The sequence below is a fragment of the Pseudomonas sp. FW300-N2A2 genome (assembly GCF_017351735.1).
GTDB classification, from domain to species: Bacteria; Pseudomonadota; Gammaproteobacteria; order Pseudomonadales; family Pseudomonadaceae; genus Aquipseudomonas; species Aquipseudomonas migulae.
Map to the genome: position 1 here is coordinate 22108 of NZ_JACNDU010000029.1, position 25419 is coordinate 47526.

A 25419-nucleotide genomic window follows, 5' to 3' on the forward strand; every position below is an offset into this window, starting at 1 on the left:
TACAGGGATTTGCGTGTACCTGTAGGAGCTGTCGAGCGCAGCGAGGTGGCGATCTTTCAGCCGTCACTCCCCTGTCCCCGCAAACCCCGCCACAATCTCATCGATCACCACCCGCACCCTCGCGGTATGCCGCAAGTCCTCGTGCGTCACCAGCCATATGTCGTACGGCACCGGCCGTGTGCGTTCCGGCCATAGCCTGACCAGCCCGTCGCGCTCCCCCATGTACACCGGAATTTCCCCGAGCCCGATCCCCGCGGCAATCGCCCGGCGCACCAGCAGACTGGAACTCAGGCTCGAAACGATGCGCCCGCGCCCCAACGGTTCCGAGACCAGCGTGATGTCTTTGTTGCTCTGCAAATACGGCTGATACACCACCAGGTCATGCCCCTCGAACGCCGAACCCGGTGCCGGCACACCGTGGGTGTCCACATACTCCCGGGAGGCAAACAGGCCCACCGGCCAACGCGCGATGCGTCGGGCGATCAGGTCCGGATTGTCTGGCCGGGTGTTGCGCACGGCGATGTCGGCTTCGCGTTTCGACAGGCTCAGAATCTGCGTCGAGGCATCCAGTTGCACGCGCACGTCGGGGTGCTGTGCGTGCAAGCGGGCAATCGCCGGGATCAGGAAGTCGATGGCCATGGAGTCCGTGGTGCTGACCCGAACGATACCGGTCAGCCGGTCGTCGAGCCCTTGAATCTGGCGCTGCATCTCCAGTGCGGAGTGCTCCATTTTCTCCACGGCTTTCAACGCTGCTTCACCGACGGCTGTCAGCGCGTATCCCTCCGAAGTGCGCAGAAACAGCGTCGCACTCAAGGACTTCTCCAGTGCCGTGATCCGCCTCCCGACGGTGGCCTGATCGACCCCCAGCACCCGCGCCGCGCCACGTAACGTCGATTCCCGGCATACGGCCAAAAACACCCTGGCGTCATCCCAATTCATAGGTTTCTCCACTGCTGCATATACGCATCACCATAACGCAAAATCGCTGCGTTATTGCATCAATGAATCTGGATAAGCTGGGCACCATAGATAAACCTGGAGGACGGCTCCCATGCCCAGCACATCAACCACCCCGCGCAGCGCCATCTGGCTGCCTATTTTCGCCGGCCTCTGCGCCAGCCTGGTCAGCATCGGCCTGGCGCGGTTCGCCTACACGCCGTTGATTCCCTCATTGATCCAGGCGCACTGGTTTTCTGCCAGCGACGTGGTGTACCTCGGCGCCGCCAATCTGGTGGGTTACCTGATTGGTGCGCTGATCGGCCATCCGCTGGCCCGTCGGACCTCCAACAAAAGCGCCCTGCGCCTGATGATGCTGGCGGTGACGCTGTCGTTTTTCGCGTGTGGCTTTCCGTTGTCGGTGAGCTGGTTCTTCGGCTGGCGCTTGCTGTCGGGCGTCGCTGGCGGCGCGATCATGGTGTTGGTGGCCGCGACCGTGCTGCCGCATGTGCCGGCCTCCCGCCGAGGGCTGGCCAGTGGTGCGATTTTCCTGGGCATCGGTTTGGGTATCGCCGGCTCCGGGACGATTGTGCCGCCGCTGTTAAGCCTGGGTTTGCAGAACACCTGGTTCGGTCTCGGCGCGCTGGCATTGGTGCTGACCGTCGCCAGTTGGTTCGGTTGGCCGTCAGCCACGCACTCGGCCATCGCGGCACCGTCCGCCGAACCCTCGACGATGCCGACTGACCCGAACGTTTACCTGCTGTTCGCCCAATACGCGTTCATGGCTGCCGGACTCGTGCCCGCCATGGTGTTCCTGGTGGATTACGTTGCCCGCGGGCTCGGGGCTGGCGCGCACATTGGCGCTCTTATCTGGGTGATGTACGGCCTCGGCGCGATTATCGGGCCGGTGAGTTATGGTTTTCTGGCTGACAAACTGGGCGCACGGCTGAGCATTCGCCTGGTGCTGGTGGTGCAGGCAGTTGCGGTCGGTTTGCTGTCGATTTCAAGTGCTTTCACTGCGCTGGCCTTGCTGGCGGTGATCCTCGGCTCGTTCCCGCCGGGTATCGTGCCGCTGGCATTGGCCCGGGTTCACGAACTGATCCCGAACCATCATCAACAGCAGATTGCCTGGAGTCGCGCCACCGTGTCGTTCGCCACCTTCCAGGCGATTGCCGGGTTTGCGTATTCGGCGTTGTTCAACGCCAGCGGCGGGCATCATGCGCTGTTGTTCATCCTCGCAGCGGGCGCCATTGTCATAGCCCTGCTGCTGGAACAGGGCATGCGCTTGCTGAATCGTCGCGGCCGGCTGCAACCTGTATTGAGCTGAGTCAACGACGGCTTGATGTGGTCCCACTTACTGAACATTTCCAGACAGGACACTCACATGAATCTGCCCCACACCATGACCCTGATCGAAATCACCGAACCCGGCGGCCCTGAGGTATTAAAGCCACGCCAGGCGTCAGTACCAACCCCGGGGCCGGGCGAAGTACTGATTCGCGTACACGCTGCCGGGGTCAATCGCCCCGACGTGATTCAACGTGCCGGCAAGTACCCGATGAAACCCGGCATGAGCCCGATTCCGGGCCTGGAAGTGGCCGGTGAAGTGGTGGCGGTCGGTAAAGGTGTCAGCGAATTTATCGTCGGCGACAACGTCTGCGCGCTGACCAACGGCGGCGGTTACGCACAATACTGCGTCGCGCCGGCCGGCCAGACGCTGCCGATTCCTCAAGGCATGGATTGGGTGCACGCGGCGGCGGTCCCGGAAACCTTCTTCACCGTGTGGGCCAACCTGTTTGACATGGGCGGCGCTGCCAAAGGTCAGCGCGCATTGATCCATGGCGGCACCAGCGGCATCGGCACGACCGCCTTGATGCTGTGTCGCGAATTCGGCGTCAAGGCCTTCGCCACGGCGGGCAGTGAGGAAAAGTGCGCGGCGATCCGTGCGTTGGGCGCCGAAGCGATCAACTATCGCGATCAGGATTTCGCCCAGGTCATCCAGGAAAAAACCGCCGGCAAGGGCGTCAATGTCATCCTCGATATCATGGGCGGCTCGTACCTGAATTCGAACATCGCGGCGCTGGGCATGGAAGGTCGACTGGTGATGCTGGGCTTTCTCGGCGGCGCCCACGCCAAGGACGTCGACCTGTTGGCGATCATGAGCAAACGCGCCATCGTGACGGGCTCGTTGCTGCGCCCACGCACCGTGGAAGAAAAAGCCTCGATTGCCGAGCAGTTGCGCGAATACGTGTGGCCGGTGCTCGCTGCCGGGCGTTGCTTGCCGATGATCGACAAGGTTTATTCGTTGGCCGAGGCGGCACAGGCGCATGCGCGGATGGAAGGTGGCGAGCACATTGGCAAGATTGTGTTGCGGGTGGATTGATCCGCAATCGTGGCGCCCCCTCTGTAGGAGCAAGCTTGCTCGCGATAGCGGTGTGTCAGTCGACAGCATTGCTTAATGTGCCCCCGTCATCGCGAGCAAGCTTGCTCCTACAAGGAGGGTTGGTGAACGGCTGTCGAAAATGTTCCCCCCGCCGACACGCTTCTGTTAAAAACCGGACTTCAGTTTTTTACCGACGGACCATCCGATGCCCTCCTCCCCGCTCACACGTCTGCGCCGACGCTGGCTGCCCTTGCTGTGCATGGCCGCGCTGATTGTCGGTCTGCCGGTGAGTTGCGGCGTACTTGAGCACACCGAGCGCGAGCTGCTGTTCCGTATCGAGCCGGGCACAGCGGGCTGGTATCGCGGTTTGCCGAAGGACGTTCAAGAATTCGACATCCAGCCCGCCAGTTTCAAGGATGGGCAAAACCTGCATGCCTGGTGGTGGCCGGCGGCTCGTCGTGATGCGCCTTCGATCCTCTATTTGCACGGTGTGCGCTGGAACCTCACCGGCCAGGCGTTTCGCATCGAACAATTGCGCGCCATGGGCTATTCCGTCCTGGCGATCGACTACCGCGGGTTTGGTCAGAGCAAAGGCGATCTGCCGTCGGAAGCCAGTGTGTATGAAGACGCGCGAGCAGCCTGGGAACGCTTCACAACGATGCAACCGGACGCCAGCAAGCGCCTGATCTACGGCCATTCCCTCGGAGGTGCGGTAGCCATCGACCTCGCGTCAGACCTGGCCGCACAGGCGAAAAAGAACCATGCCGCCGTCCCGGTGCGCGGTCTGGTGATCGAGTCCACGTTCACGTCACTGGGCGATGCCGTGGCCCAAGTGGCCGAAAGCAACTTGCCGGTGAAATGGCTGCCGGTGCGCTGGCTGCTGTCGCAGAAATTCGATTCCATCGACAAGATCGTCGACATCGACATGCCGCTGCTGGTCGTGCATGGCCTGGCCGATACATTCATGCCTTCGCGCTTCAGCCAGCAGTTGTTCAACGCGGCCAGCGAGCCCAAGCGCCTGTTGTTGGTGCCGGGCGGCACGCACAACAACAGCATGAGTTTGGGCGGCACCCAGTATCGCCAGGCACTTGAAGGCCTGATGAAAGCAAAACCGCCGCAGATGGCCGGTCCTGCAATCTCACGCGGCTCTCAGGACTCCTGACGTTTAGCGATAACCTCGCGCCTGCAAGTTGAACAATTGCGCGTAACGCCCTCCGGCGGCCACCAGACTGGCGTGATCGCCGCGTTCAAGGATCGCACCCTGATCCAGCACGATGATGTGGTCGGCATTACGCACGCTGGAAAAACGGTGGGAAATCAACAGCGTCATGCGGCCTTCGGTGTGCTGACTGAAATGCTCGAACACCGCCGCTTCCGCCGCCGGGTCGAGGGCTGAGGTCGGCTCATCCAGAATCAGGATATCGGCGTCACGGCGCATGTAGGCACGGGACAAGGCAATCTTCTGCCATTGCCCGCCGGACAGTTCCTGGCCGCCGGCGAACCAGCGGCCCAATTGGGTGGCATAGCCGCGATCCAGACGCTCAATGAAAGGCGCGGCCATGCCCTCGGCGGCAGCGGCTTGCCAGCGCTGCTCATCGTTGAACGCCAGGGTGTCACCGACACCGATGTTCTCGCCCACGGAGAACTGGTAGCGAATATAGTCCTGGAAAATCACGCCGATACGCCGACGCAGCGCATCTTCGTCCCATGCCTGCAAGTCACTGCCGTCCAGCAGGATGCGCCCCTGGTCGGGACGGTACAGGCGGGTCAGCAGCTTGATCAGCGTGGTCTTGCCCGAACCGTTCTCCCCCACCAGCGCCACGCTGTGCCCCGGCACGAGGTGCAGATCGATGCCCTCCAGCGCCGCGCGGCTCGCGCCCGGATAGCTGAACCCGACGTTTTCGAACCGCAGACCATCGCCGGGCAGCGCGCCTACGGTCAGGCTGCCGGAGTCGGCCACCACGGGCTCAGCCAGGTATTCATAGAGGCTGGACAGATACAGTCCGTCTTCGTAAAGACCACTGATGGCGCTCAAGCTGCTGCTCACTGCGGTCTGCCCCTGCTTGAACAGCACCAGGTACATGGTCATCTGGCCGAGGGTGATGCTGCCGTGGACGGTGTCGACCACCACCCACGCGTAGGCCAGATAAAACGCCCCCGTGCCCAGTAATCCCAGAACAAAACCCCAGCCATCGCGGCGCAGGGTCAGCCGACGATCTTCAGCGTAAAGACGCGCGAACGTATCGCGATAACGCTTCAACAGCAGTGGCGCGAAGCCGAACAGTTTGACCTCTTTGATGTAGCCCTCGTGGGAGAGCAGCGTCTCGATGTAGTTCTGTTGCCGACTCTCCGGCGCACGACGGGTAAACAGCCTGAAGGCGTCCCCGGAAAAATGTGCTTCGGCAAAAAATACCGGCAACGCACCCACCACTAACAACACCAGCGCCCACGGCGAAAAATGCACCAGCAACACGCCAAAACTGATCAGCACGATCAGGTTCTGGATCAACCCCAACGACTTCATCACCAGCGCCAACGGCCGGGTCGACGCCTCGCGCCGGACCCGCACCAGCTTGTCGTAGAACTCGGAATTCTCGAACTGGACCAGCGACAACGTCTGGGCTTTCTCCAGAATCATTGTGTTGACCTTCTGCCCCAACTGCACTCGCAACAGCGATTGCTGAACCGACAGCGCCCGCTGGGTCCCGGACAGCAACGCGAGCACGCCGGCTTCAAACAGCACGTAACGCACCACCGGCCACAACGGCGCACTGCCCTGCTGCGCGTGCAGTTGCATGGCGAAAACCACCGCGTCGACAATGCGTTGGCCCAGCCAGGCAGCCAATGCCGGGAGTACGCCTGCGATCAGGGTCGCCAGCACCAGGCCCAGAAACAACCCGCGAGAAGTTGCCCAGACCAGGAGCAAAGCGCGTCTGGCCTGATCGAGCAATGAGGTGACGCGGGAAAGGGCCGCTGGCATGTTTATCGGTTGCGCTTGCGCGGTTTCGTCATTTCTTTTCGTAAAGGTGAAGGCCCGATGGGGAACACCAGCCCGGGGGGAAGAGGGCCACCATTTTCCCACTCTTCCATCATCCGCCTCAGCTCAGGCGGCATTTCAGTCGGCGCTTTGCATGACATTTGATCACCCTATTGTTTTGCGAATTCGACACAACTCACTTTTGATACATCAATAACCAGGGCCTTTGCCCTACCAGGTAACAGATTGCCGTCGCTATCGATCCAGCGAGGGAACTCCAGAACGAATTGTCCGTTAGCAGGCTCCGATGGCCATTCGCTTGGCCAGCCAAACAGACGTTTCCCTCCGATCAAATGCAATATCACGAAACCCGGTCTCGATGAAAAAGCACTGTACCACTCGCAAGGGAACGATTTTTTAGCCGTTATTTTCAGTTTCCTGAGTAACGCATGAAGCCTGTCGCCATGAGCGATATGACAGGAAAGAACCCCCATCACCAGCGCAATCACTGCCGACCATAACGCCTCCGATTTCCTGTCCCACACGCCGATCGAAAAAAATCGTTCTCCCGCCAGTAGCAACAGTCCTTCCAAACCGACCACCAGCGACTGAATCACAAACGTAAAAATCAGTGCCTGGACAATCTGTCCAAAAGTGTCCGGGCGCTTGAACGCCGTGAGCGAGTAAAAAATCCACGCCGCTAAAAACCCCGGAAGCAGATACTGCAGTAGCGGGATCACGTCCTTGATCAAGCTGTCCATTGCCCTTTCCAATCCATTGAAAATTCGTCCCGGAGCAAATAAATACAGCACCTCTACAGCCTGTGTCATCCACTGCTGAAGCGCTGTCGTCACAAGAGATTTCGGGACTACAGGCGGGACTACAAGCGAAAAATCCTCCTACATTCAACAAGGAAAAACTGGACAAAAACTCAATCCAGATCCGACGTCACGTGCTCCAAAAACCGCGCTCGATAACGCCCCGGACTCTCCCCCGTCCACTTCTTGAACGCCCGGTGAAATGCACTTGGTTCTTGAAAGCCCAATTGCTCGGCAATGTCACCGATGCTGGCCTTGCTCTGCCGCAATTGCTCAAACGCAACCCCGCGCCGCACCTCGTCCTTGATTTCCTGATACGAACACCCTTCCCGCTCCAGCTTGCGGCGAAAGGTGCTGGGGCTCAGATGTTGTTCCAAAGCAAAGGCCTGCAAGGTCGGCCATTGGCTGTAGTGGCTGTTGCGCAAACGCTGGTGGACTTGCGACGCGAGCCCATGCTGGTTGCGGAAGCGAATCACCAGCCAATGCGGCGCGGTGCGCAGAAACACTTTCAGCGAAGCCAGGTCCTGGACCACCGGCAAGCGCAGGTAGTGGCTGGCGAATTCGATTTCGGTGCGCTCGGCGCCGAAGGTCAGGTTCGGCCCCCAGAGCAAACGGTCATCGCTGAGGGACACGCGCTTATGGCGGAAGTCCGCGCGGTCGATGGGGATGCGCCGACCACCCAGCCAGCACATCAGGCTGATCATCAGCACCAGAAAAGTCTCTTCGCCAAAACGCGCAACATCATCGTTTTTCGCGCAGCTATCCAGGCTGATGACTGCACGTTTGCCGCGCACCGTCAGCGTGCCGCGAAAATCGCGAAGGAACAGGGCAAAGTTGTTCAGGCACTGGCGCATGGCTTTGTGCAGGTCTGGTTCCTGAATCAAGGCCCGGCAAATCAGGGCGAAGCTGCCCGGCGGCATGCCGTGGGAGTCGAGCCGGAAGAACTCGTCATCGAGCTCGCGGATCTGGATCAACCAGAGTGCAGCAAACGCACTGGCCGGCACCCGCGACACGGGCTGTTCGATCAACACCGGGTCGATACCTGCCTGTTCCAGCGCAGCCCGCCGCCGCTGAGGATTGTCCCCCAGCCCATGGATCATCGCCTGCACAAAGTAGGCGGCCACCGAATCCTTTTCCCGCATCTGAACGCTTCGCTCCCCATCACCCGAATGGCAAAAAACACCAGCACCGTTGAACAGTTCCGGCATAGGACAACCGCCCCGCCGGTTCTAGACTCGCGGCCAATAGTACGCCTTCGGCCGCTGTGGCGGCCAAGGTATCGCGGGGTTTGACCGGAAGGACGTGTACATGAATCTGCAAAACATTGGCGTGATCGGCGCAGGCACCATGGGCAACGGCATTGCACAAGTCTGCGCCCAGGCAGGGTTCAACGTGACCTTGATCGATATCTCCGAGAGCGCCCTGCAAAAGGCTGTTGCGACCGTCGGCAAAAACCTCGATCGGCAAGTTGCCAAGGACACGCTGACAGAAGCTCAAAAGCTCGCCGCCCTCGACAAGATCCGCACCAGCACCGACTACAGCAGCTTGCACAACGTGCAACTGGTGATCGAAGCCGCCACCGAAAACCTCGACCTGAAACTGCGCGTGCTGCAACAAATCGCCGCACAGGTCAGCGCCGAATGTGTGATCGCCTCCAATACGTCGTCGCTGTCGATCACCCAACTTGCCGCCAGCGTCAGCCAGCCCGAGCGCTTCATCGGCCTGCACTTCTTCAATCCGGTGCCGGTGATGGGCCTGATCGAAGTGATTCGCGGCCTGCAAACCAGCGACGCAACCCACGCCCTGGCGCTGGACATGGCAACCACCCTGGGCAAAACCGCGATCACCGCCGGTAACCGTCCGGGCTTTGTGGTCAACCGGATTCTGGTGCCGATGATCAACGAAGCGATCCTGGTGTTTCAGGAAGGCCTGGCCAGCGCCGAAGACATCGACGCCGGGATGCGCCTGGGTTGCAACCAGCCCATCGGCCCGCTGGCACTGGCCGACCTGATTGGCCTGGACACCGTGCTGGCGATTCTTGAAGCCTTCTACGACGGCTTCAACGACAGCAAATACCGCCCCGCGCCACTGCTCAAGGAAATGGTTGCCGCCGGTTATCTGGGACGCAAGACGGGGCGTGGCTTCCATGCCTATGCCTGAGCGTTGCTCACGTTTCGCCGAGTACCGCGACAAGGTGCTGGAGCTGTTTGCCAGCAAAGGTTTCGGTCAGGTCGGCATGCGTGAGCTCGCGACGTGCCTGGGGCTTTCCCCGGGTTCGTTGTATCACCATTACCCCAGCAAACAGCACTTGCTGCTCGACCTGATCGAGGAGTTCTACGAAGAGCTGTTGGCAACCCTGGGGCGCATCGAGCAAAAGTCTCCGGCCAAGCGCGACAGGCTCAACAGCCTGATCCGCGCGCATTTGAATCTGCATCAGGAAATGCCCTGGCATTTTCGTCTGGTGGAACGCGACAGCGGCTGCCTGAATGACGAACAGCAGGCGCGCGTTCGGCAGTTGCGCGAACAGTACGAACGCACATTGCTGCTGATGCTCGGGACCAAACCCCGTCTCAGTGAACAGGCGCAACAGGCCGCCGGACATGCCATCGCCAATCTGCTGAACAGCGCGCCCTGCTGGCTGGCGCACCATCTGCTGGATGAGCCTGAGCGTAATGAACTGCTGGAAAACCTCGTGGCAGGGGCCATTGAGCGTTTGCTGCGGCCCTCGGTGCCTCGCGCAGCGGCCTGAGAAACCGGACCGGTTTCAGTGGATCGAGCGAGCCACCGATGCAAAGCGTAAACCCACGCCGCATAATGGCGCGCCCTCAAACACAAAAAGGAATTCGTGTGTTATCCCGCCCCCGCACCCTCTGGTCATGGCTCTACTACCCCCTGAGCGCTATCGCCGTCTTCGTACTGATTCTGCACATCGCCGCCTTTGACTGGTTGCTGATAACGCCCATCGATGTCGGCGGCACTTTTATGGGGGGAGGCATGGCAACCCAGCTTTATCTGATGGGCTGGGGCGCTGCCAGCGTCGGCCTGTTGCTTGCCGTTGTGTGTCGTTTGCCCGGATCAATCTACGGCTGGATCAGCGCCGGACTTTTGCCCGTGGGCATTGGCGCCTGGTGGCAACTGAACTATCCGGCCAACGCCGACCAAATGATTTTGAGTACCAGTCGACAGGAGATCGGCGTGGCCATGCTGATCGGCGCAGTGTTGCTGTGCAGCGGCCTGTATGCCCGCTCGAGGATCAAAAGCCGCGCCTCAAAAACATCGCCGTCACGCTCGGCAATGTCGGGGCGAATGGCCGTGGCGACCACGCTGCTCATCTTGTTTGTCGGTGTGCCCATGGCCATTTTCAAGCAACAGTCGTTACCGAACTGCGCCTTCAACAAGGCCGGTCAACAGTTGACGGTCTGCCTGGGCGAAGACGATATCCCGGTGGTCGTGGATTGAGCGATAACCCGCACCGTTTCAATAGAAAAAACATCTAAACGATTTTTGCCAATCACCACCTCTAAGGCTTTGCTAATGCCGTTGTAGGAGCGTGCGGTCTGGATAAACGCGGCGTTCTGGAAACCATCGCGAGCAGGCTCGCTCCTACAGGAAAACCCACCTCCGTCTGTTGGCAACGGGAGCAAACAATGAAAATCAATCCCTACCTCATCTTCAACGGCGACTGCAAAGCCGCGTTCACTTTCTATGCCCAGGCCCTTCAAGGCCAGCTCGACGTCATGATGACCTTCGGTGAAAGCCCGGCGCGCGAGCACTTTGCGCCGGACCTGCACAACCTGATCATTCATACCCGCCTGTCGGTGGGCGATCAGGCGATCATGGGGTCGGACACCACACCTGATCGCCCCACAGATGACATGGCCGGTTGTTCGGTCTCGCTGAACGTCGACAGCATTGCCGAGGCGGAACGGGTCTTCAACGCATTGGCGGAAGACGGCAGCGTGCAAATGCCCCTGGAAGCGACCTTCTGGGCCGCACGTTTCGGGATGCTGGTCGACCGGTTTGGTGTGTCGTGGATGGTCAATTGCGAAAAGGATCAGTGACTTTACCGGCAAGCAAACGCCCAACCTGAAAAGGCTGGGCGTTCTGGACACTCCCGGACCGTCTGCTACCGTCAACAGGCCACCCCGCCTCGCAGCAGAACCGTCGGAGGAAACCCACCATGCCTGCCCATGACGCGCCCTGGTCCACCCGTTTGAAAATATCGCTGCTGGCGACAGCGCTCGCCGGAACCCTGCTGGCGTTGAGTGGTTGCGCCACGGTCGATGCCCAGACCACTGCTTATGTGGGTGTCGAGCATCCCGCGCCGACGCTGGCCAGTGAAGTCGTGGTGTTGCGTACCGAACCCCTTCGCCCTCACATTCGATTGGGTGAAGTGCTGATCGATGCCAGCGTTGATCCCGCCCCCCCGATCACCCAGGTAGAAGGAAAACTTCGGGACGAGTCAGCCAAGCTCGGTGGCGATGCCGTGGTGGTGGTCTACGACCATATCCAACCGATGGGCGCTTATGTCAACGGGCCGCTGTGGGCTCGCGATGTAAGAACCATTGAGGGACGCAAACTCAAAGGGATCGTGATCAAGTATCGGTAGCGGCCGCGCCTAACCCTTCACGCACACCACCTGACGCAAGGTATGCAGCACTTCCACCAGCTCGCGTTGGGCGTGCATCACGCGGTCGATGTCTTTGTAGGCCATCGGTATTTCATCGATCACCGCCGCATCCTTGCGGCACTCGACGTGGGCGGTGGCGCGGATCTGATCTTCGACGGTGAACAGGCTTTTCGCTTTGGTACGGCTCATGGTGCGGCCAGCACCGTGGCTACAGGAGCAGAACGATTGCTCGTTGCCGAGCCCGCGAACGATGAAGCTTTTCGCGCCCATCGATCCCGGAATGATCCCCAGCTCCCCCTTCTGCGCCGACACCGCGCCTTTGCGGGTGACCAGGATTTCCTGACCAAAATGCCGCTCTTTCTGCACGTAGTTGTGGTGACAGTTCACCGCCTCCAGGGCGACGTCGAACGGCTTGCCGATCACTTTCCGTGCCGCCTGAATCACCGATTGCATCATCAACGCACGGTTCTGCCTGGCGAAATCCTGGGCCCAACCGACGGCTTCAACGTAATCATCAAAATGCCGGCTGCCTTCTTCGAAGTAAGCCAGGTCACGGTCCGGCAAATTGGCGATGTGCTGGCGCATGTCGGCCTGGGCCAGTTGAATGAACAAGCAGCCAATGGCGTTGCCAACCCCGCGTGAGCCGCTGTGCAGCATGAACCAGACCCGATTGGCCTCATCCAGGCACACCTCAATGAAGTGGTTGCCGCTGCCCAACGTGCCCAAGTGCCCTCGATTGTTGGTGCTGGCGAGTTTCGGGTACTTGTCGGTAATCGCCTTGAACCGTGGGTTCAAGGCAGACCAGGCATGATCGGCCTGTTTCGGAACGCTGTCCCAGGCACCTTTGTCCCGCACCCCACGACCAACGGTGCGCCCATGGGGCACCGCTTTCTCTATCGCGCAACGCAAGCCATGCAGGTTGTCCGGTAAATCAGCGGCGGTCAGCGACGTGCACGCGGCGATCATGCCGCAGCCAATATCCACCCCGACTGCGGCGGGGATGATCGCGCCCACGGTAGGAATCACACTGCCGATGGTCGAGCCCTTGCCCAGGTGCACGTCGGGCATCACCGCCAAGTGCTTGAAGATGAACGGCATCTTCGCGGTGTTGATCAATTGCTGCCTGGCTTCGTTTTCTACCGGAACGCCTTCGGTCCAGAGCTTGATCGGTTTGCCGTTGGCGACTTCCAGCAGTTGATAGGTACGGTCTTGCATGATTCGGTTCTTTCCGGTGGCCGATGATCCGGCGCTGTGCTGAAGACTCAGCCGTGCGTTGAGTCTTCATGATATCGCAGCGAAACCACGTTGCAGATCCTCAATCAACGCCTCGACATCCTCCAGCCCGATGTGCAAACGCAGCACCGGATTCAATGAACGGTCCGCCGCACTCTGGCGATCCTGGGTGTCGGCCACGGTGATCAGACTTTCGAAACCGCCCCAGGACGCGCCCAATCCGAACAACTGCAACGCATCGATGAAGCGCTCGACATAAGCGGCGTCCGCCCCGTTCAGCTCAAAGGACAGCAAGCCGTTGCTGCCCTTGAAGTCCCGTTGCCACAAGGTGTGGCCAGGGTGGTCGGGCAAGGCCGGATGGAACACCCGTTTCACCTGCGGTTGCGCTTGCAGCCAATGGGCGATTTCCAGCGCCTGGCGCTCATGCACCTCCAGCCTCGGTGCCAGGGTTCGTGCGCCGCGCAATACCAGATAAGCGTCATCCGGGCTGACGGTGACGCCAAAGGTGTCGCTCATGGAGGCCAGCGGTTGCCAGGCATCTTCACGGACGCAGACGCTGCCCATGACCACATCGCTGTGGCCGCACAGGTATTTGGTCAGCGCCATGATCGAGATGTCTGCGCCGAGGGTCAGCGGTCGGTACAGGTAACCCGAGCCCCAGGTGTTGTCGACGGCCAGCAGAATGCCTCGCGGTTTGCACAGGGCGGCGATGGCCGGCAAGTCGCAGAGCTCGTACAGCAAGGAGCCCGGGACTTCGGTGTAGACCATTTTGGTGTTGGCTTGCAGTTGCGCCTGCAAGTCGCTGCCGTCGGGGACGAAGTAGCTGACCTGGATGCCGAACGGCTCAAGAAATTCCCGGGCCAGACGCCGCACCGGTGCGTACACCGCATCGGTGATCAGCACATGATCGCCGGGGCGCAGGTAGGCCAGAAACGTCTGCGCGACCGCCGCCAGCCCGGTGCCGAACAGTCGCGTGCGATAACCGCCTTCCAGTTCGGTGACCAGGTCTTCGAGGGCGAACGCGGTCGGATTGCCGCGCGCGCCGTAACTCAACACCCGCTCGGTGTCACGGCGGGCACGGGCGTCACGCATTTGCGCGAGGTTGTCGAACAGTACCGTGCTCAGACGGGTGACCGGCACGTTGACCGAACGACCGCCACTGCCCTGCTCCGTGCGTGCCGAATGGACCAGGCGTGTGCGTACCCGCGCGTCCTCGGTGGCGTGAGGTTGCAGCGGTTTGAGACTGGCGATCTCATCGTCGCTCATCTGCGCCAGCAAGCCGATTTCCCAGGCCAGGTACTGCCGCGCCGCGTCCTTGTTGCCGGAGTGCCGATCATGGGTGAAGAACAGGAAATCGATGCACTGTTCATTGGCCGGCGTGTCCGGACTTTCCTGCACGGTGAATCCGGCCGCACGCCAGGCAGCGAGTCCGCCTTCCAGCAGTCGCAGTTGTGCGCGCTGGGTTTCCGGCAATTCCTGCGCCGCGAATGCGGCCAGCAATGGATCATCGGCCACCAAGACCAATGGCCGGTGCTCACCGGCTACGTGCGTCGCGAGCAGCGAACGAATCGACCAGCGAAAGCCGGCAATATGGCCCTTGCGAAAGGTCATGCTCGGGCGCAAATCGATCAGCGCGACGGTGTCGTCCTTCAACGCGTCAGACAGTGCCTGCACCGAGATCGATGGCAATGCCTCAGGGGCGGCAACTTCGGCCTCGGGCAACGCCAGATCGCTGCTCACGCCACCTTCAAGCACATACGCCTCATGCCCCAACTGGCGCAGCCAGCTCGCGACAATCGGCGCACGCACACCATCGCTGTCGATCAGCACCAACCGCGCCTGACGCACGCCGACATACAGGTCGGTGGATTGAATCAACTGCCCGCCCGGCGTGTGTTGTGAACCGGGCAGACTGCCAGCGGCAAACTCCTCGGCAGTGCGCACGTCGCACAGAAACAGACTGCGCCCGACCTCTTCGGCCCACTGCGCGACTTGCTGGGCCACAACGGTTTTCACCCCAGACCGCTCCGCCAGTCCGGCAGCGGCCACACGCTGTGCGGCCAAGGGCGCAACAGACACGGCATCGGCATAACGACGGCTGCTGCCGTGCTCCAGCTGAAAATCTTCGAGGTACCAGCCCTGAGTACCGTTCTCCAACGCGTAGACCGGATTCTTCAAGCCCAGGTTGATCAGCGTTTGCGCGCCGATAATGCTGCGGGTCCGGCCGGCGCAATTGACCACGATTGGCGTGGTGTCATCCGGCACCAGATCGTGGATGCGATAGCCCAGCTCACCGTTCGGGCAGCACACGGAACCGGGAATGGTCATCTTGCGGTATTCATCGAACGGCCGGCCGTCCAGCACCACCAGCGGCTCGCCACGGCCTTGCCATTCGGCCAACTGCTGCGCGGTGACATGCGGCGTGTGGCTGGCCTCTTCCACCAATTCGCCGAACGCCTTGGACGGCACATGCACGCCGGCAAACAGCTGATAACCGGCAGCCTGCCAGCCATCGGCGCCACCCTCGAGAACGTGCACGCGCTCATACCCCAACGCCTGAAGACGCTGGGCAGAACGCGTAGCGACATCGCCGCCACTCTGGTCATAGATCACCAGCCGCACCTGAAGGTTCGGCGCCAGCCGCCGAGCCTCCAGTTCCAGTCGGCTGTAGGGCAGATTGACCCCGAAAAACAGATGGGCCTCGCCATACTGGCCGTGTTCGCGCACATCAAACAGGGCGATTTCCTGCCCGTCGAACAGCCACTGTTGCAATTGCCCTGGGGTTACGGTCTGGCTCATGGAAGTCCCGCTTGAAAAAGAAATTATTGAAGCGCCAGAGAGCGCTCATTGGCCGCCACGTCGCGGCCCTTCGCATACGCACGCTGAATCGCCGGCCGTGCCTTGAGGCGTTCGCGCCAGGCGTGGATGTGCGGGAAGTCCGCCAGGTCCTGGCCCTGACGTTGCGGCTGGATCCACGGGAAAATCGCCATGTCGGCAATGGAGTACTCGCCCGCCACATACGGCACGTCAGCCAGGCGCGTTTCCAGCACCCGATACAACCGCGTCGCTTCGGCATTGAGCAGGTCGAGGGCGAACGGAATCGGCTGCGGCGCCTTCTCCTTGAACACCTGCAACTGACTCAGGTACGGCGTGATATGCCCCACCTGCCAAAACAGCCACTCCTGGACTTTCTGCCGCTCGACACTGCCGGCCGGCGGCAGAAAACGCCCGGCCTTATCGGCCAGGTAATTGAGAATGGCGCCGGATTCGAACAGGTTCAGCGGCTCGCTCAAACCCTCGGGTGCATGGTCGACAATCGCCGGGATCCGCCCATTGGCGCTGATCCGCTGGAACGCCACCTGCTTCTGCTCGCCCTCACGGATATTGATCGGCACCACCCGGTAATCCAGCCCAAGTTCTTCAAGCAGGATGCCGATCTTCAAACCGTTGCCGGTCGGCCAGTAGTACAAATCGATCATGCGTAGGCCTTGATCGACGGCGCCATTTGCGAGGCGTTGTAATTGAGAATGCGCCCGTCCGCTTCGACGCCGTAACGACCGTTGAGCGATTCCAGCGGCAAGCCGTAGAGATGGAAATGCAAGGTCGCACTCTCGCCTTCAACGCGAATGCCGTGCAGGTCTTCACCGAGAAACGAAATCGACGTGCCGGGTTGCACGATCACTTCCTTTTGCAGATGCAAAGTGGTGAAACCTGGCTCGCGACCTTCGTCATCACGACCATAGACGTAGTTGATCTCCTGGCCTTCGACGGCGCTGATGATCGCCCAGGTTTCATGGTTGTGCGGGAGCGTGCTTTTGCCCGGCAACAACGAGTTCAGGTACAGCGTCGGCGTGTCGCCGTCGTCATTCAGACGATAGCGAAACGCGGTGCTGCCCTGCCCCGGCACTGGCGCGGGAAAAGCGTCGAAATTGAACAGATCGCGGCGCTCGGCCAGGGCTTCCAGCAGGGAGACGATCTCCACCAGCGCGGCGCGGTCGACGCCGCGTTGGTTGATGACGCGGATTTTCTTCAGGAAATCCTCGATGACGGCGGCACGGTTTTCGGTACTCATGGACAGGCTCCTCGGTATTAGACGGACAGGCTGTAGCGACCCAGGTTGGTCAGCAGATACGGATCGTTGGCAACGGCGGGACGGCGTCCCGGATCACCCAAGGCATGGCGCAGGAATTCCTGGGTGCGCTCGCTGCTCGGGTGCTGGAAAATCTGTGCGGCGCTGCCGTGCTCGACGATCACGCCGTTTTCGGTGAAGTAGACGATGTCGCTGATCTCTTCAGCGAAGCGCATTTCATGGGTGACCAGCACGCAGGTCATGCCCTCTTCGGTCAGCTCGCGAATCACCGTCAGCACTTCGCCGACGGTTTCCGGGTCAAGGGCCGAGGTCACTTCATCGAACAGGATCAATTCCGGGCGCATCGCCAGCGCCCGGGCTATCGCCACACGTTGTTGCTGGCCGCCGGACAGTTGCCCCGGATAGGCATCGGCCTTGTGCTCCATGCGCACTTTCGCCAGCAGGGCACGCGCTTCTTTTTCGGCCTCGATGCGGCTGCGCCCCAACACCTTGCGCGGCGCAATCACCAGGTTCTCCAGCACCGACAAATGCGGGAACAGGTTGTACTGCTGAAAGACAAACCCCACGCGCTTGCGCAACTCGATGCGCTGGGCTTCCTGCGCCAGCGTGTGCACCTCGGTGGTGCCGACGCGGATGCTGCCGCGCTGGGGCTGCAACAACCCGGTGATGCAGCGCAGGATGGTCGATTTGCCGGAACCGGACGGGCCGATGATCGACACCGCCTGCCCACGATGAACGTCGAGGTCGATGCCTTTGAGCACCGGATTATTGGCGAACGACAGGTGCAGATCGCGCAGGCTGACCAGAGGCTCGGCGACGGTTTCAGTAGAAGGCATAACGTCGCTCCAGGCGTTGGGTGAGACGGGAAATCGGGTAGCAATAAGCGAAGAACAGCACCAGCAGGCTCAGGTAAATCACCACGGTGAAGCCGGTCATGTTTACGGTGTTGCTGGCGATCTGCGCGGTGTCGATCACGTCATGCACACCCACCAGCGAGGCCAGCGCCGTGCCCATGGTGATCACCGCATACAGGTTCATCCACGGCGGCAACATGCGTTTGAAGCACTGCGGCAGGATGATCGAGCGGAAAATCTGCCCACGTGTGAACGCCAGCGAACGGGCCGCTTCCCACTGCGTGCTCGGGATCGAAGCGATGGCGCCACGGAAGATTTCCGCGACATTGGCACTTGCCGGCAAGGCCAGGCCAATGGTCACCTTGACCCAGTCGGGGAACGAGACGTAGGCGCTGCCGATCTTGATCTCGAACGGGAACACATAGGTGGTGAAATAGATCAGCACCAGCCACGGCGCATTGCGGAAAATCTGCACCCAGATCCGTGCCGGGAAACGCAGCAGACGCAGCGGCGACAACGCCAGTGCACCCACCAGCAACCCCAGCACCGACCCCAGCGCGATGGCGACCAGACTGATCAGAATGTTTTGCCCGAAGCCCACGGCCAGGGCTGGCGACCATTGCAGCAGCGCCTTGAGCACCGGGCTTTGCGGGGCCAACCACAGCAACCCGGGCACAACGCAGATCAGCAGCAACAATTTGCCGACGTGCCGCCGTGGCCAGGTCACCGGTGCGGTGACGGACGATTCAATGGCCATAGCCGGGCATCCTCAGGCGCGCTTCCAGGTAGCGCCCCACACAATTGACGATAAAACTCAGCAGACCGAAAAAGCTCAGAATCAGGATCATCAGTTCCAGCACGTTATCGCTCTGGGTCCAGATCATGATCGACGCGTAGGTGATATCGCCCACGGCAATCGCCGAGGCGACGGCGGTCATTTTCACCAGGTCGATCAGGTTGTTGATCAGCGATGGCAAGGCGAAGCGCAAGGCCAGCGGCAGTTGCACGTTCCACAACAACTGCCGAGCGTTGAACGCCAGGGAACTGGCCGCTTCCAGCGTCACGCCCGGCACCGCCTCGATGCCGGCTCGCAAGGCCTCGGCATGGAATGCGCCCTTGTGCAGCGAGATCACGATCACCACCCAGGCGAACGGCGTCAGCGGGTTCGCCGCGCCGACGGCCTGGGTCAGCAACATGTTCAGCACCAGGAAGGCGCAATACAGCTGCACCAGCGTCGGCGTGTTGCGGGTGACTTCGACGAACACCCGCGCCGGCTTCGCCAGCCACGGCTTGCCCGACGTCAGCATCGCCGCCAATCCCACGCCGGCCAGCAAACTGCCGACGATGGTGAACAGGCACAACAGCACCGTGGTCAGCGCGCCCTGCACCAAGGTGCCGCGTTGGTAGGCGTCCAGCAGAAAGCTGTAGCTCAGGCCGAACCCGGCGCTCCAGTGGACGAAAAGCTCCAGCCAGTGACTCATGCCGTACCCCGCAGTTGCGCGCAGGCCCGGGCAATGCGGCGTCCGGCTTCAGCCACGCTGTCGGTCGCGGTGGCGATGGACAGGCGGAACCACGGCGACAGGCCATAGGCACTGCCCGCTACGCCAGCCACCCCTTCCTCCAGCAAATAGGCGACGACGTCGGCGTCGCTGTTCAGGCGCACGCCGTCAGGACGATAACGCCCCAGCAACCCGGCGCAGCGTACGAACACGAAGAATCCGCCCTGAGGCTCAAGCACTTCGAGACCGTCTACGTCGCGCAACGTGCTCACCAACACATCCCTTCTCAGTTGATAAGCCGCCACTTGCTCGGGCAGGAAATCCAGCCCTCCGTCAAAGGCCGCCAATGCAGCCGCTTGCCCCACCGAGGAAGCCCCGGAAGTCGACTGCGACTGCACGACCGCCATTGCGCTGGTCAACACTTGCGGCCCGGCACCGAAACCGATGCGCCAGCCGGTCATTGCGTAGGTCTTGGACACACCACCAACCAACAGGCAGCGAGCTTGCAGATCCGGCGCGACATTGAGCAGGCTCTGCGGCGGCTGACCGTCAAAACGGATGTGCTCATAGAGTTCATCCAGCAGGATCAACACCTGCGGATGACGGCGCAGCACCTCGGCGAGCGCCTGCAACTCGGCCGCGCTGTAAACCGCGCCGCTGGGATTGCCGGGGCCGTTGAGGATCAACCAGCGCGTGCGCTCGCCGATGTGTTGCTCCAGTTGCGCGGCTGTCAGCTTGCAGCCCTGCTCCAGACCGCATTCGATAAACACCGGCTCGCCACCGTTGAAACGCACGCTGTCCGGAAACGACGGCCAGTACGGCGTGGGCACCAGCACTTCATCGCCCTCGTCGAGGGTCGCGGCAAAGGCGTTGAAGATGATTTGCTTGGCACCGTTGGCAATCACGATGGAGGGCAGCGAATACTCCAGGGCGTTTTCGCGCTGGAGCTTGCGTTGCACGGCAAGTCGCAAAGCCTTCACGCCCGGCGTCGGCGTGTACTTGGTGGCACCGGCGGCGATGGCGGCATATGCCGCCTGCTTGATGTGTTCAGGCGTGTCGAAATCCGGCTCGCCGGTGGTCAGGTCGAGAATGTCACGACCGGCTTCGCGCAACTCGGTAGCACGGGATTTGGCGGCGGCGTTGGCCGACAAGGACACACGCTGCACACGCCTGGAAAGTCTTAGCGTCATGGCTGGGCAACCTCCAAGACCTTGCCCGGATTGAGCAGGTTTTTCGGGTCCAGCGCTTGCTTGATGCGCCGCATCAGATCCAGCTCCACCGGGCTTTTGTAGCGATCCAGCAGGCCCAGCTTGCGTTGGCCGATGCCGTGTTCGGCGCTGATCGAGCCGCCGTGGGCATGGGCGCTGTCGTGAACCAGCAGGCTGAGCGCCGCGTAGTTCGCCATGTGCGCATCCACCGTCGAATCCAGCGGATGAGCGACGTTGTAATGCAGGTTGCCGTCGCCCAGATGGCCGAAGGTGAAATGCCGGACACCGGGAAAGTGCGCCTGCAACAGCGCATCGGTGTGGCTGACGAACGCCACGACCTGGGAAATCGGCACCGAGATGTCGTGCTTCATGTTGCGGCCGGCACGTTTCTGCGCCTCGCTCATGTTTTCGCGCAACAGCCACAGCGCTTCACTTTGTGCGAGGCTTTCGGCGATCAGCGCATTGGCCAGCAAATCCTTTTCGAACGCATCGCCGAGCACCACTTCAAAGGCTTCGCGGGCGTGAGTTTCGCTGTGGTTATCCGAGAGTTCCAGCAACGCGAACCAGGGTTGGCTGACACCGAGAAAAGGTTGCGGTCCCTCGGGAAATTGCTCGCGCAGCAGCGCCAGGCAATCGGCACTGAGCAGTTCGAAAGCGGTGAGGCTGGCGCCAAACCCGGCGCGGGCATGGGACAGGAATTGCACCGCTTGCGCCAGCGAGTCGAAGGCCAGCAACGCCGTGGCTTGCGCCTTGGGCAGCGGGAACAGTTTCAGCGTGGCGGCGGTGATAATGCCGAGGGTGCCTTCACTGCCGATGTACAGGTCGCGCAGGTCATAACCGGTGTTGTCCTTGCGCAGACCGCGCAGGCCATTCCAGATTTCACCCTCGGCGGTCACCACTTCCAGCCCCAGCGTCAGCTCGCGGGTATTGCCGTAGCGCAACACGGCGGTACCGCCGGCATTGGTGCCGAGATTGCCACCAATCGTGCAACTGCCTTCGGCGCCCAGGCTCAGAGGAAACAAGCGACCGGCCTTACGGGCGACGTCCTGCACGTTTTGCAGAATGCAGCCGGCTTCGACGGTCAGCGTGTCGTTGTCGGTGTCCACGACGCGCACCCGGTTCAGACGATCCAGCAACAGCAACACCGCACGGCCGCTAGCGTCCGGGGTGGCGCCGCCCATCAGCCCGGTGTTGCCGCCCTGCACCACCACAGGTGTATCGGTGGCCACGCAGGCGCGGACCACTGCCGCGACTTCTTCGGTATTGGCCGGGTGCACGGCGGCAATGACCTGGCCGACGTAACGGCCCTGTTTATCGGTCAGGTACGGCGCGGCCTCTTCGCTGCTCTGCACATGGCTGGCGCCGAGCAGTTGCTGCAAGTCTGCGAACAGACTCACGGAAGCACCGCCAGCGGCGCGGCGTTGCGATATTTTTCGTGCAAGTCACGCAGGGCCTGAGACGGCGCCATGCCGGTGCGTTCGCCCAGTTCGATCAGCCAGCCACTGCGGTGCCAGTCGCGCACGATGGCATCGAGTTTCGTCTGGGTATCGTGCTCGCCTTTGCGCAACCAGATCACCGAGTTGGAGGGGATCAAATCACCCGGCAGCGGGATTTCATAACCGGCCCACTCGGCATCGCTCAACAACGCATGCATGGTCGGGCTGACATGCACCGCCGCCACGCAGCCATTGCCGCGCAGCGACAACAACGACTCGGACTGGCTGCGGAACGCCTTGATCTCGGCGCCGTAGGTTTCCTGCAACGGCTTGATGAAGTTGCTGCCCTGGGACACGCACACCGGCTTGCCCTTGAGGTCGGCCCATTGGGTAATGCCCGAGCCTTTGCGAATCAACGCCGCGCCGCCCACCTCTTCATAAGGCGTGGGCACGTAATCGAGGATCTCGGCGCGCTCGTCGGTGAACTGCATGTTGGCGATCAGGATGTCGACCTTGCCCTGCTGCAAAAACTGCACGCGGTTCGGCGCCAGGACCGAGACAGTGTTGGCTTCGACGCCCAAGGCCTTGGCAACGCCTTTGGCCAGTTCGACGTTGTAGCCCAGGTGCTCGCCCGTCTTCGGGTCGATGGTGCCGAACGGCGGCCCGCTGAGAATCACCCCGACACTGATGGCGTGGCGCTGCTCGATCTTGTCCAGCGTGGCATCGGCTTGAGCCAGGTTCGCGCCCAACACGACAGCGCCGGCCAGGCACAGCGAGGACAGGTTTTTTACGGATAAATAGCGATTCATGCGCGACTACCTTGAACAGCCGTCGCGCAATGCGCCGGCGTAGTGAAGACGATGAGTTGAATCAGGCGCCGTTGGCCTGAAACTTCTTTTGCAACTCGACCAGCGCCGGTGACGCGGGCGTGATGTGGTTGCGGGTCTGCGCCTCGATCAGCCAGCCGCTGCGGTGCAGTTCCTTGACGATCGGGTCGAGCCTGGCCTGGGTGTCGCTTTCGCCACGACGGGTCCAGATCACCGAAGGCGCCGGGTTCAGTTCCGGGGAGATCGCCCGGTAGTCTTTCCATTCGGCACTGTCGGCGATCAACGGATTGACCAGCGTGGCGTCGTGCACTGCGGCGACGCAGTTATTGCCGCGCAACGCCAGCAAGGATTCCGACGAGCTCTTGAAGGCTTTGATCTCGACACCCAACTCGGTGAGCGGCTTGACGTAGCTGCTGCCTTGCGAAGTGCAGACCGGCTGCCCCTTGAGGTCTTCCCAACGGCTGATCTTGCTGTCCTTGAGCACCGCCGCGGTGCCCCCGACCCGGTAAAACGGCGTCGGCACAAAACCGAGAATCTCGCCGCGTTCCGCCGTCCATTCCATGTTGGCGATCAGCAAATCGACTTTGCCCTGCTGCAAAAACTGCACGCGGTTGGCCGGCAAGACAGGCACCAGTTCCACTTCAGCGCCCAACTGGCGACCCAGTTCCTGAGCGAGTTCGACGTTCAAGCCGCGTGGCTTCTGGGTAGCCGGATCAATCCCGCCAAACGGGCCGCCCGACAACAGCACGCCGACCGCCAGCGCATGACGCTGCTCGATCTTGTCCAGCGTCGCGTCAGCCTGGGCAGCCGTGCTGGCGGCCAGTGAGACCAGGGCGCCCAACATCACAGGCAATATTCGTTTTACAGGTGTGCGCTCGAACAACATGGTTTTTCCCCCTCATGGATGATCGGCGTCCCCCGACCTGATGTGGGGGATCCTAGGTACAGCGTTGGCGTAACGGAAATTCAAATATCTAATATCGTTATAACTTGGCGTTTAAGCCTGAATACCGAAATGGCTATAAACCCAGCAATTACTGAGCATTAACCATGTGTCTCTAAATAACTCAGCAAAAATACATAAACGTTCTTTATGCTTATGTTTAAACTCGTGATGTAAAAACAGCCCTGGAAACGCCCATGTCGACCCTGCCCACGCTTGACCTCGAATTGCTGCGCACTTTCATCGCGGTAGTGGATCACCACAGTTTTGCCGAGGCCGGCGCGCAACTGGACCGCACGCAATCGTCAGTCACCCAACACATGCAACGCCTGGAGCAACAGGTTGGGGTGAATCTGTTCGAGAAACGCGGGCGGCAAAAACAACTGACGGAAGCCGGGCTGCAGTTGCTGCGCCACGCCAGACAGATGCTCTCGCTTAACGACGAGGCCTTGAGTTCCCTGCGTGAAAGCAGCTTGAGCGGTGTGTTGCGCATCGGGTCGCCCCATGACATCGCCGACACGATCCTGCCGCCGATCCTCAGCCACATCGCTCGCTCGGCACCGCGCTTGCGTCTGGAAATCGACGTCGGTCGCAGCCCGTTCCTGATGGAAGACCTGCATCGGGGCAAGGTCGACATGGTGATTTCCACTCGCGAAGACCCGAACCTCGAAGGCTTTGCCTTGCGCACCTCGCCGGTGTGGTGGATTTGCTCGGCGCAATACCTGCACAACCCCGGCGAACCCTTGCCGCTGATTCTCGTGGATGAGCCGAGCATCTATCGACGCTATGCGCTGGAAGCGCTGGAACGCGCGAACATTCCCTGGCGTCAGGCGTACCTGGCGTCGAACCTGATCGGCATTAAAGCGGCGACACGCGCGGGACTGGGGGTCACCCCCCGAAGCATGGAAATGCTCGGCCCGGACATGCGTGTGCTGGGTGAAAATGATGGATTGCCGCGACTGCCGGACGTCACTTACTACCTGTGGATCCGGCCTAACACCGCCAACCTGATCGCGCGCAAGGCCTATGACCTGATCCGCGCGAGCCAGGGCCTGTCGTTTTCTTGAACGTCGATTCAGAGCTTGGCAATCGATACCTCGGTGGATTTGACGAAGGCGATGACTTCGCTGCCCACCCTCAATTCGAGGTCGCGCACCGAGCGGGTGGTAATCACCGAAGTGACGATCCCGGAAGCGGTTTGCACATCGATTTCCGAGACCACTTCGCCTTCGACGATTTCCTTGATGACACCCTTGAACTGGTTGCGAACGTTGATCGCTTTGATGGTCATGATGCGGCTTCCTGTGTGATGTCGAACGCATCCGAACGGATGTGCAGGCGCCCAAAGTGCACTTCCCGGAACAACATTAAAAGGAATATATAATTATCTATTTATATCTTTTAGAAATATAAGACCTCGCCCGCATTTGCAGCGCACGCCAACCCTGTAGGAGCCAGCTTGCTGGCGATGGCGATCTCACGGACGCCATCGCCGGCAAGCCTGGCTCCTACAAAATCGCGGGGGGATTCGGGATTGGGGTTCACGCCAAACCTGTAGGAGCCCGGCTTGCTGGCGATGGCGATC

General features: G+C 61.1%; 25 protein-coding genes. 9 read left to right on the forward strand and 16 right to left on the reverse strand.

Going from position 1 to position 25419, the window contains the following annotated elements; translation table 11 throughout:
* Positions 1–63: 63 nt before the first annotated feature.
* Entirely contained in the window at positions 64–939 is an 876-nt protein-coding gene (locus J4E42_RS24645; protein ID WP_207286367.1) for a LysR family transcriptional regulator, read from the reverse strand.
* Between the two features lie 112 nt (positions 940–1051).
* Here J4E42_RS24645 and J4E42_RS24650 point away from each other — a divergent pair, with 112 nt between their 5' ends.
* The 3 genes from J4E42_RS24650 to J4E42_RS24660 all read left to right on the forward strand — a co-directional run bounded on the left by J4E42_RS24650 (position 1052) and on the right by J4E42_RS24660 (position 4481).
* Positions 1052–2263, forward strand: a complete 1212-nt coding sequence (locus tag J4E42_RS24650) for a YbfB/YjiJ family MFS transporter (RefSeq protein WP_207286368.1) — start codon at positions 1052–1054, stop codon at positions 2261–2263.
* Positions 2264–2320: 57 nt separating this feature from the next.
* Positions 2321–3319, forward strand: a complete 999-nt coding sequence (locus J4E42_RS24655; protein ID WP_207286369.1) for an NAD(P)H-quinone oxidoreductase — start codon at positions 2321–2323, stop codon at positions 3317–3319.
* Between the two features lie 205 nt (positions 3320–3524).
* Positions 3525–4481: an alpha/beta hydrolase gene (locus J4E42_RS24660; protein WP_192226543.1), complete on the forward strand. Its 957-nt coding sequence runs from the start codon at positions 3525–3527 to the stop codon at positions 4479–4481.
* 3 nt (positions 4482–4484) lie between these two features.
* Here the strand turns inward: J4E42_RS24660 and J4E42_RS24665 are convergent, their stop codons facing one another.
* The 3 genes from J4E42_RS24665 to J4E42_RS24675 form a co-directional block, all read right to left on the reverse strand.
* Positions 4485–6299: an ABC transporter ATP-binding protein gene (locus tag J4E42_RS24665; protein ID WP_192226541.1), complete on the reverse strand. Its 1815-nt coding sequence runs from the start codon at positions 6297–6299 to the stop codon at positions 4485–4487.
* A 167-nt stretch (positions 6300–6466) separates the two neighbouring features.
* A complete protein-coding gene (locus tag J4E42_RS24670; RefSeq protein ID WP_192226539.1) occupies positions 6467–7057 on the reverse strand; it encodes a DUF6338 family protein in 591 nt (196 codons plus the stop codon).
* A 170-nt stretch (positions 7058–7227) separates the two neighbouring features.
* A complete protein-coding gene (locus tag J4E42_RS24675) occupies positions 7228–8256 on the reverse strand; it encodes an AraC family transcriptional regulator (protein WP_207286370.1) in 1029 nt (342 codons plus the stop codon).
* Positions 8257–8422: 166 nt separating this feature from the next.
* On the opposite strand from J4E42_RS24675, the gene J4E42_RS24680 reads away from it, so the two are divergent.
* From J4E42_RS24680 to J4E42_RS24700, 5 genes are all read left to right on the forward strand, one after another.
* A complete protein-coding gene (locus tag J4E42_RS24680) occupies positions 8423–9274 on the forward strand; it encodes a 3-hydroxybutyryl-CoA dehydrogenase (RefSeq protein ID WP_008032849.1) in 852 nt (283 codons plus the stop codon).
* Positions 9261–9863 (forward strand): TetR/AcrR family transcriptional regulator, encoded by a 603-nt coding sequence (locus tag J4E42_RS24685; RefSeq protein ID WP_008032848.1) that lies wholly within the window; start codon positions 9261–9263, stop codon positions 9861–9863. The genes J4E42_RS24680 and J4E42_RS24685 overlap by 14 nt, the downstream gene beginning before the upstream one ends.
* A 38-nt stretch (positions 9864–9901) precedes the next feature.
* Positions 9902–10573, forward strand: coding sequence for a hypothetical protein (locus tag J4E42_RS24690; RefSeq protein ID WP_207286371.1), 672 nt, complete (start codon positions 9902–9904; stop codon positions 10571–10573).
* 188 nt (positions 10574–10761) lie between these two features.
* Positions 10762–11175 carry a VOC family protein gene (locus tag J4E42_RS24695; RefSeq protein ID WP_207286372.1) on the forward strand — a complete coding sequence of 138 codons (414 nt, stop codon included), beginning with the start codon at positions 10762–10764 and terminating at the stop codon, positions 11173–11175.
* Between the two features lie 119 nt (positions 11176–11294).
* Positions 11295–11723 (forward strand): hypothetical protein, encoded by a 429-nt coding sequence (locus J4E42_RS24700; protein ID WP_207286373.1) that lies wholly within the window; start codon positions 11295–11297, stop codon positions 11721–11723.
* A 9-nt stretch (positions 11724–11732) separates the two neighbouring features.
* Here the strand turns inward: J4E42_RS24700 and J4E42_RS24705 are convergent, their stop codons facing one another.
* The 11 genes from J4E42_RS24705 to J4E42_RS24755 form a co-directional block, all read right to left on the reverse strand.
* The gene (locus J4E42_RS24705; RefSeq protein WP_207286374.1) at positions 11733–12959 is read right to left on the reverse strand and encodes an RtcB family protein; all 1227 of its coding nucleotides are present in this window, start codon (positions 12957–12959) and stop codon (positions 11733–11735) included.
* Between the two features lie 66 nt (positions 12960–13025).
* Complete coding sequence (metC, locus tag J4E42_RS24710; protein WP_207286375.1) at positions 13026–15776, reverse strand: cystathionine beta-lyase; 2751 nt, start codon at positions 15774–15776, stop codon at positions 13026–13028.
* A gap of 23 nt (positions 15777–15799) precedes the next feature.
* A complete protein-coding gene (locus tag J4E42_RS24715) occupies positions 15800–16456 on the reverse strand; it encodes a glutathione binding-like protein (RefSeq protein WP_207286376.1) in 657 nt (218 codons plus the stop codon).
* Positions 16453–17049, reverse strand: coding sequence for a hypothetical protein (locus tag J4E42_RS24720; protein ID WP_008032837.1), 597 nt, complete (start codon positions 17047–17049; stop codon positions 16453–16455). Before J4E42_RS24720 ends, J4E42_RS24715 begins: the two co-directional genes overlap by 4 nt.
* A 17-nt stretch (positions 17050–17066) precedes the next feature.
* Positions 17067–17903, reverse strand: coding sequence for an amino acid ABC transporter ATP-binding protein (locus J4E42_RS24725; protein ID WP_207286377.1), 837 nt, complete (start codon positions 17901–17903; stop codon positions 17067–17069).
* Positions 17890–18678: an amino acid ABC transporter permease gene (locus J4E42_RS24730; RefSeq protein WP_207286378.1), complete on the reverse strand. Its 789-nt coding sequence runs from the start codon at positions 18676–18678 to the stop codon at positions 17890–17892. Before J4E42_RS24730 ends, J4E42_RS24725 begins: the two co-directional genes overlap by 14 nt.
* Positions 18668–19402, reverse strand: a complete 735-nt coding sequence (locus tag J4E42_RS24735; protein ID WP_207286379.1) for an amino acid ABC transporter permease — start codon at positions 19400–19402, stop codon at positions 18668–18670. Before J4E42_RS24735 ends, J4E42_RS24730 begins: the two co-directional genes overlap by 11 nt.
* Positions 19399–20610, reverse strand: a complete 1212-nt coding sequence (locus J4E42_RS24740) for an aminotransferase class I/II-fold pyridoxal phosphate-dependent enzyme (protein ID WP_207286380.1) — start codon at positions 20608–20610, stop codon at positions 19399–19401. Before J4E42_RS24740 ends, J4E42_RS24735 begins: the two co-directional genes overlap by 4 nt.
* On the reverse strand, positions 20607–22025 hold the full coding sequence (locus tag J4E42_RS24745; RefSeq protein WP_207286381.1) for an FAD-binding oxidoreductase: 1419 nt from the start codon (positions 22023–22025) through the stop codon (positions 20607–20609). The genes J4E42_RS24740 and J4E42_RS24745 overlap by 4 nt, the downstream gene beginning before the upstream one ends.
* On the reverse strand, positions 22022–22873 hold the full coding sequence (locus J4E42_RS24750; protein WP_207286382.1) for a transporter substrate-binding domain-containing protein: 852 nt from the start codon (positions 22871–22873) through the stop codon (positions 22022–22024). The genes J4E42_RS24745 and J4E42_RS24750 overlap by 4 nt, the downstream gene beginning before the upstream one ends.
* Positions 22874–22934: 61 nt before the next feature.
* Entirely contained in the window at positions 22935–23777 is an 843-nt protein-coding gene (locus J4E42_RS24755) for a transporter substrate-binding domain-containing protein (protein ID WP_008041181.1), read from the reverse strand.
* 254 nt (positions 23778–24031) lie between these two features.
* Here J4E42_RS24755 and J4E42_RS24760 point away from each other — a divergent pair, with 254 nt between their 5' ends.
* Positions 24032–24901, forward strand: coding sequence for a LysR substrate-binding domain-containing protein (locus J4E42_RS24760; protein ID WP_008032824.1), 870 nt, complete (start codon positions 24032–24034; stop codon positions 24899–24901).
* An 8-nt stretch (positions 24902–24909) separates the two neighbouring features.
* On the opposite strand, the gene J4E42_RS24765 is transcribed toward J4E42_RS24760, so the two are convergent.
* A complete protein-coding gene (locus tag J4E42_RS24765) occupies positions 24910–25125 on the reverse strand; it encodes a molybdopterin-binding protein (RefSeq protein ID WP_008032823.1) in 216 nt (71 codons plus the stop codon).
* Positions 25126–25419 lie beyond the last annotated feature (294 nt).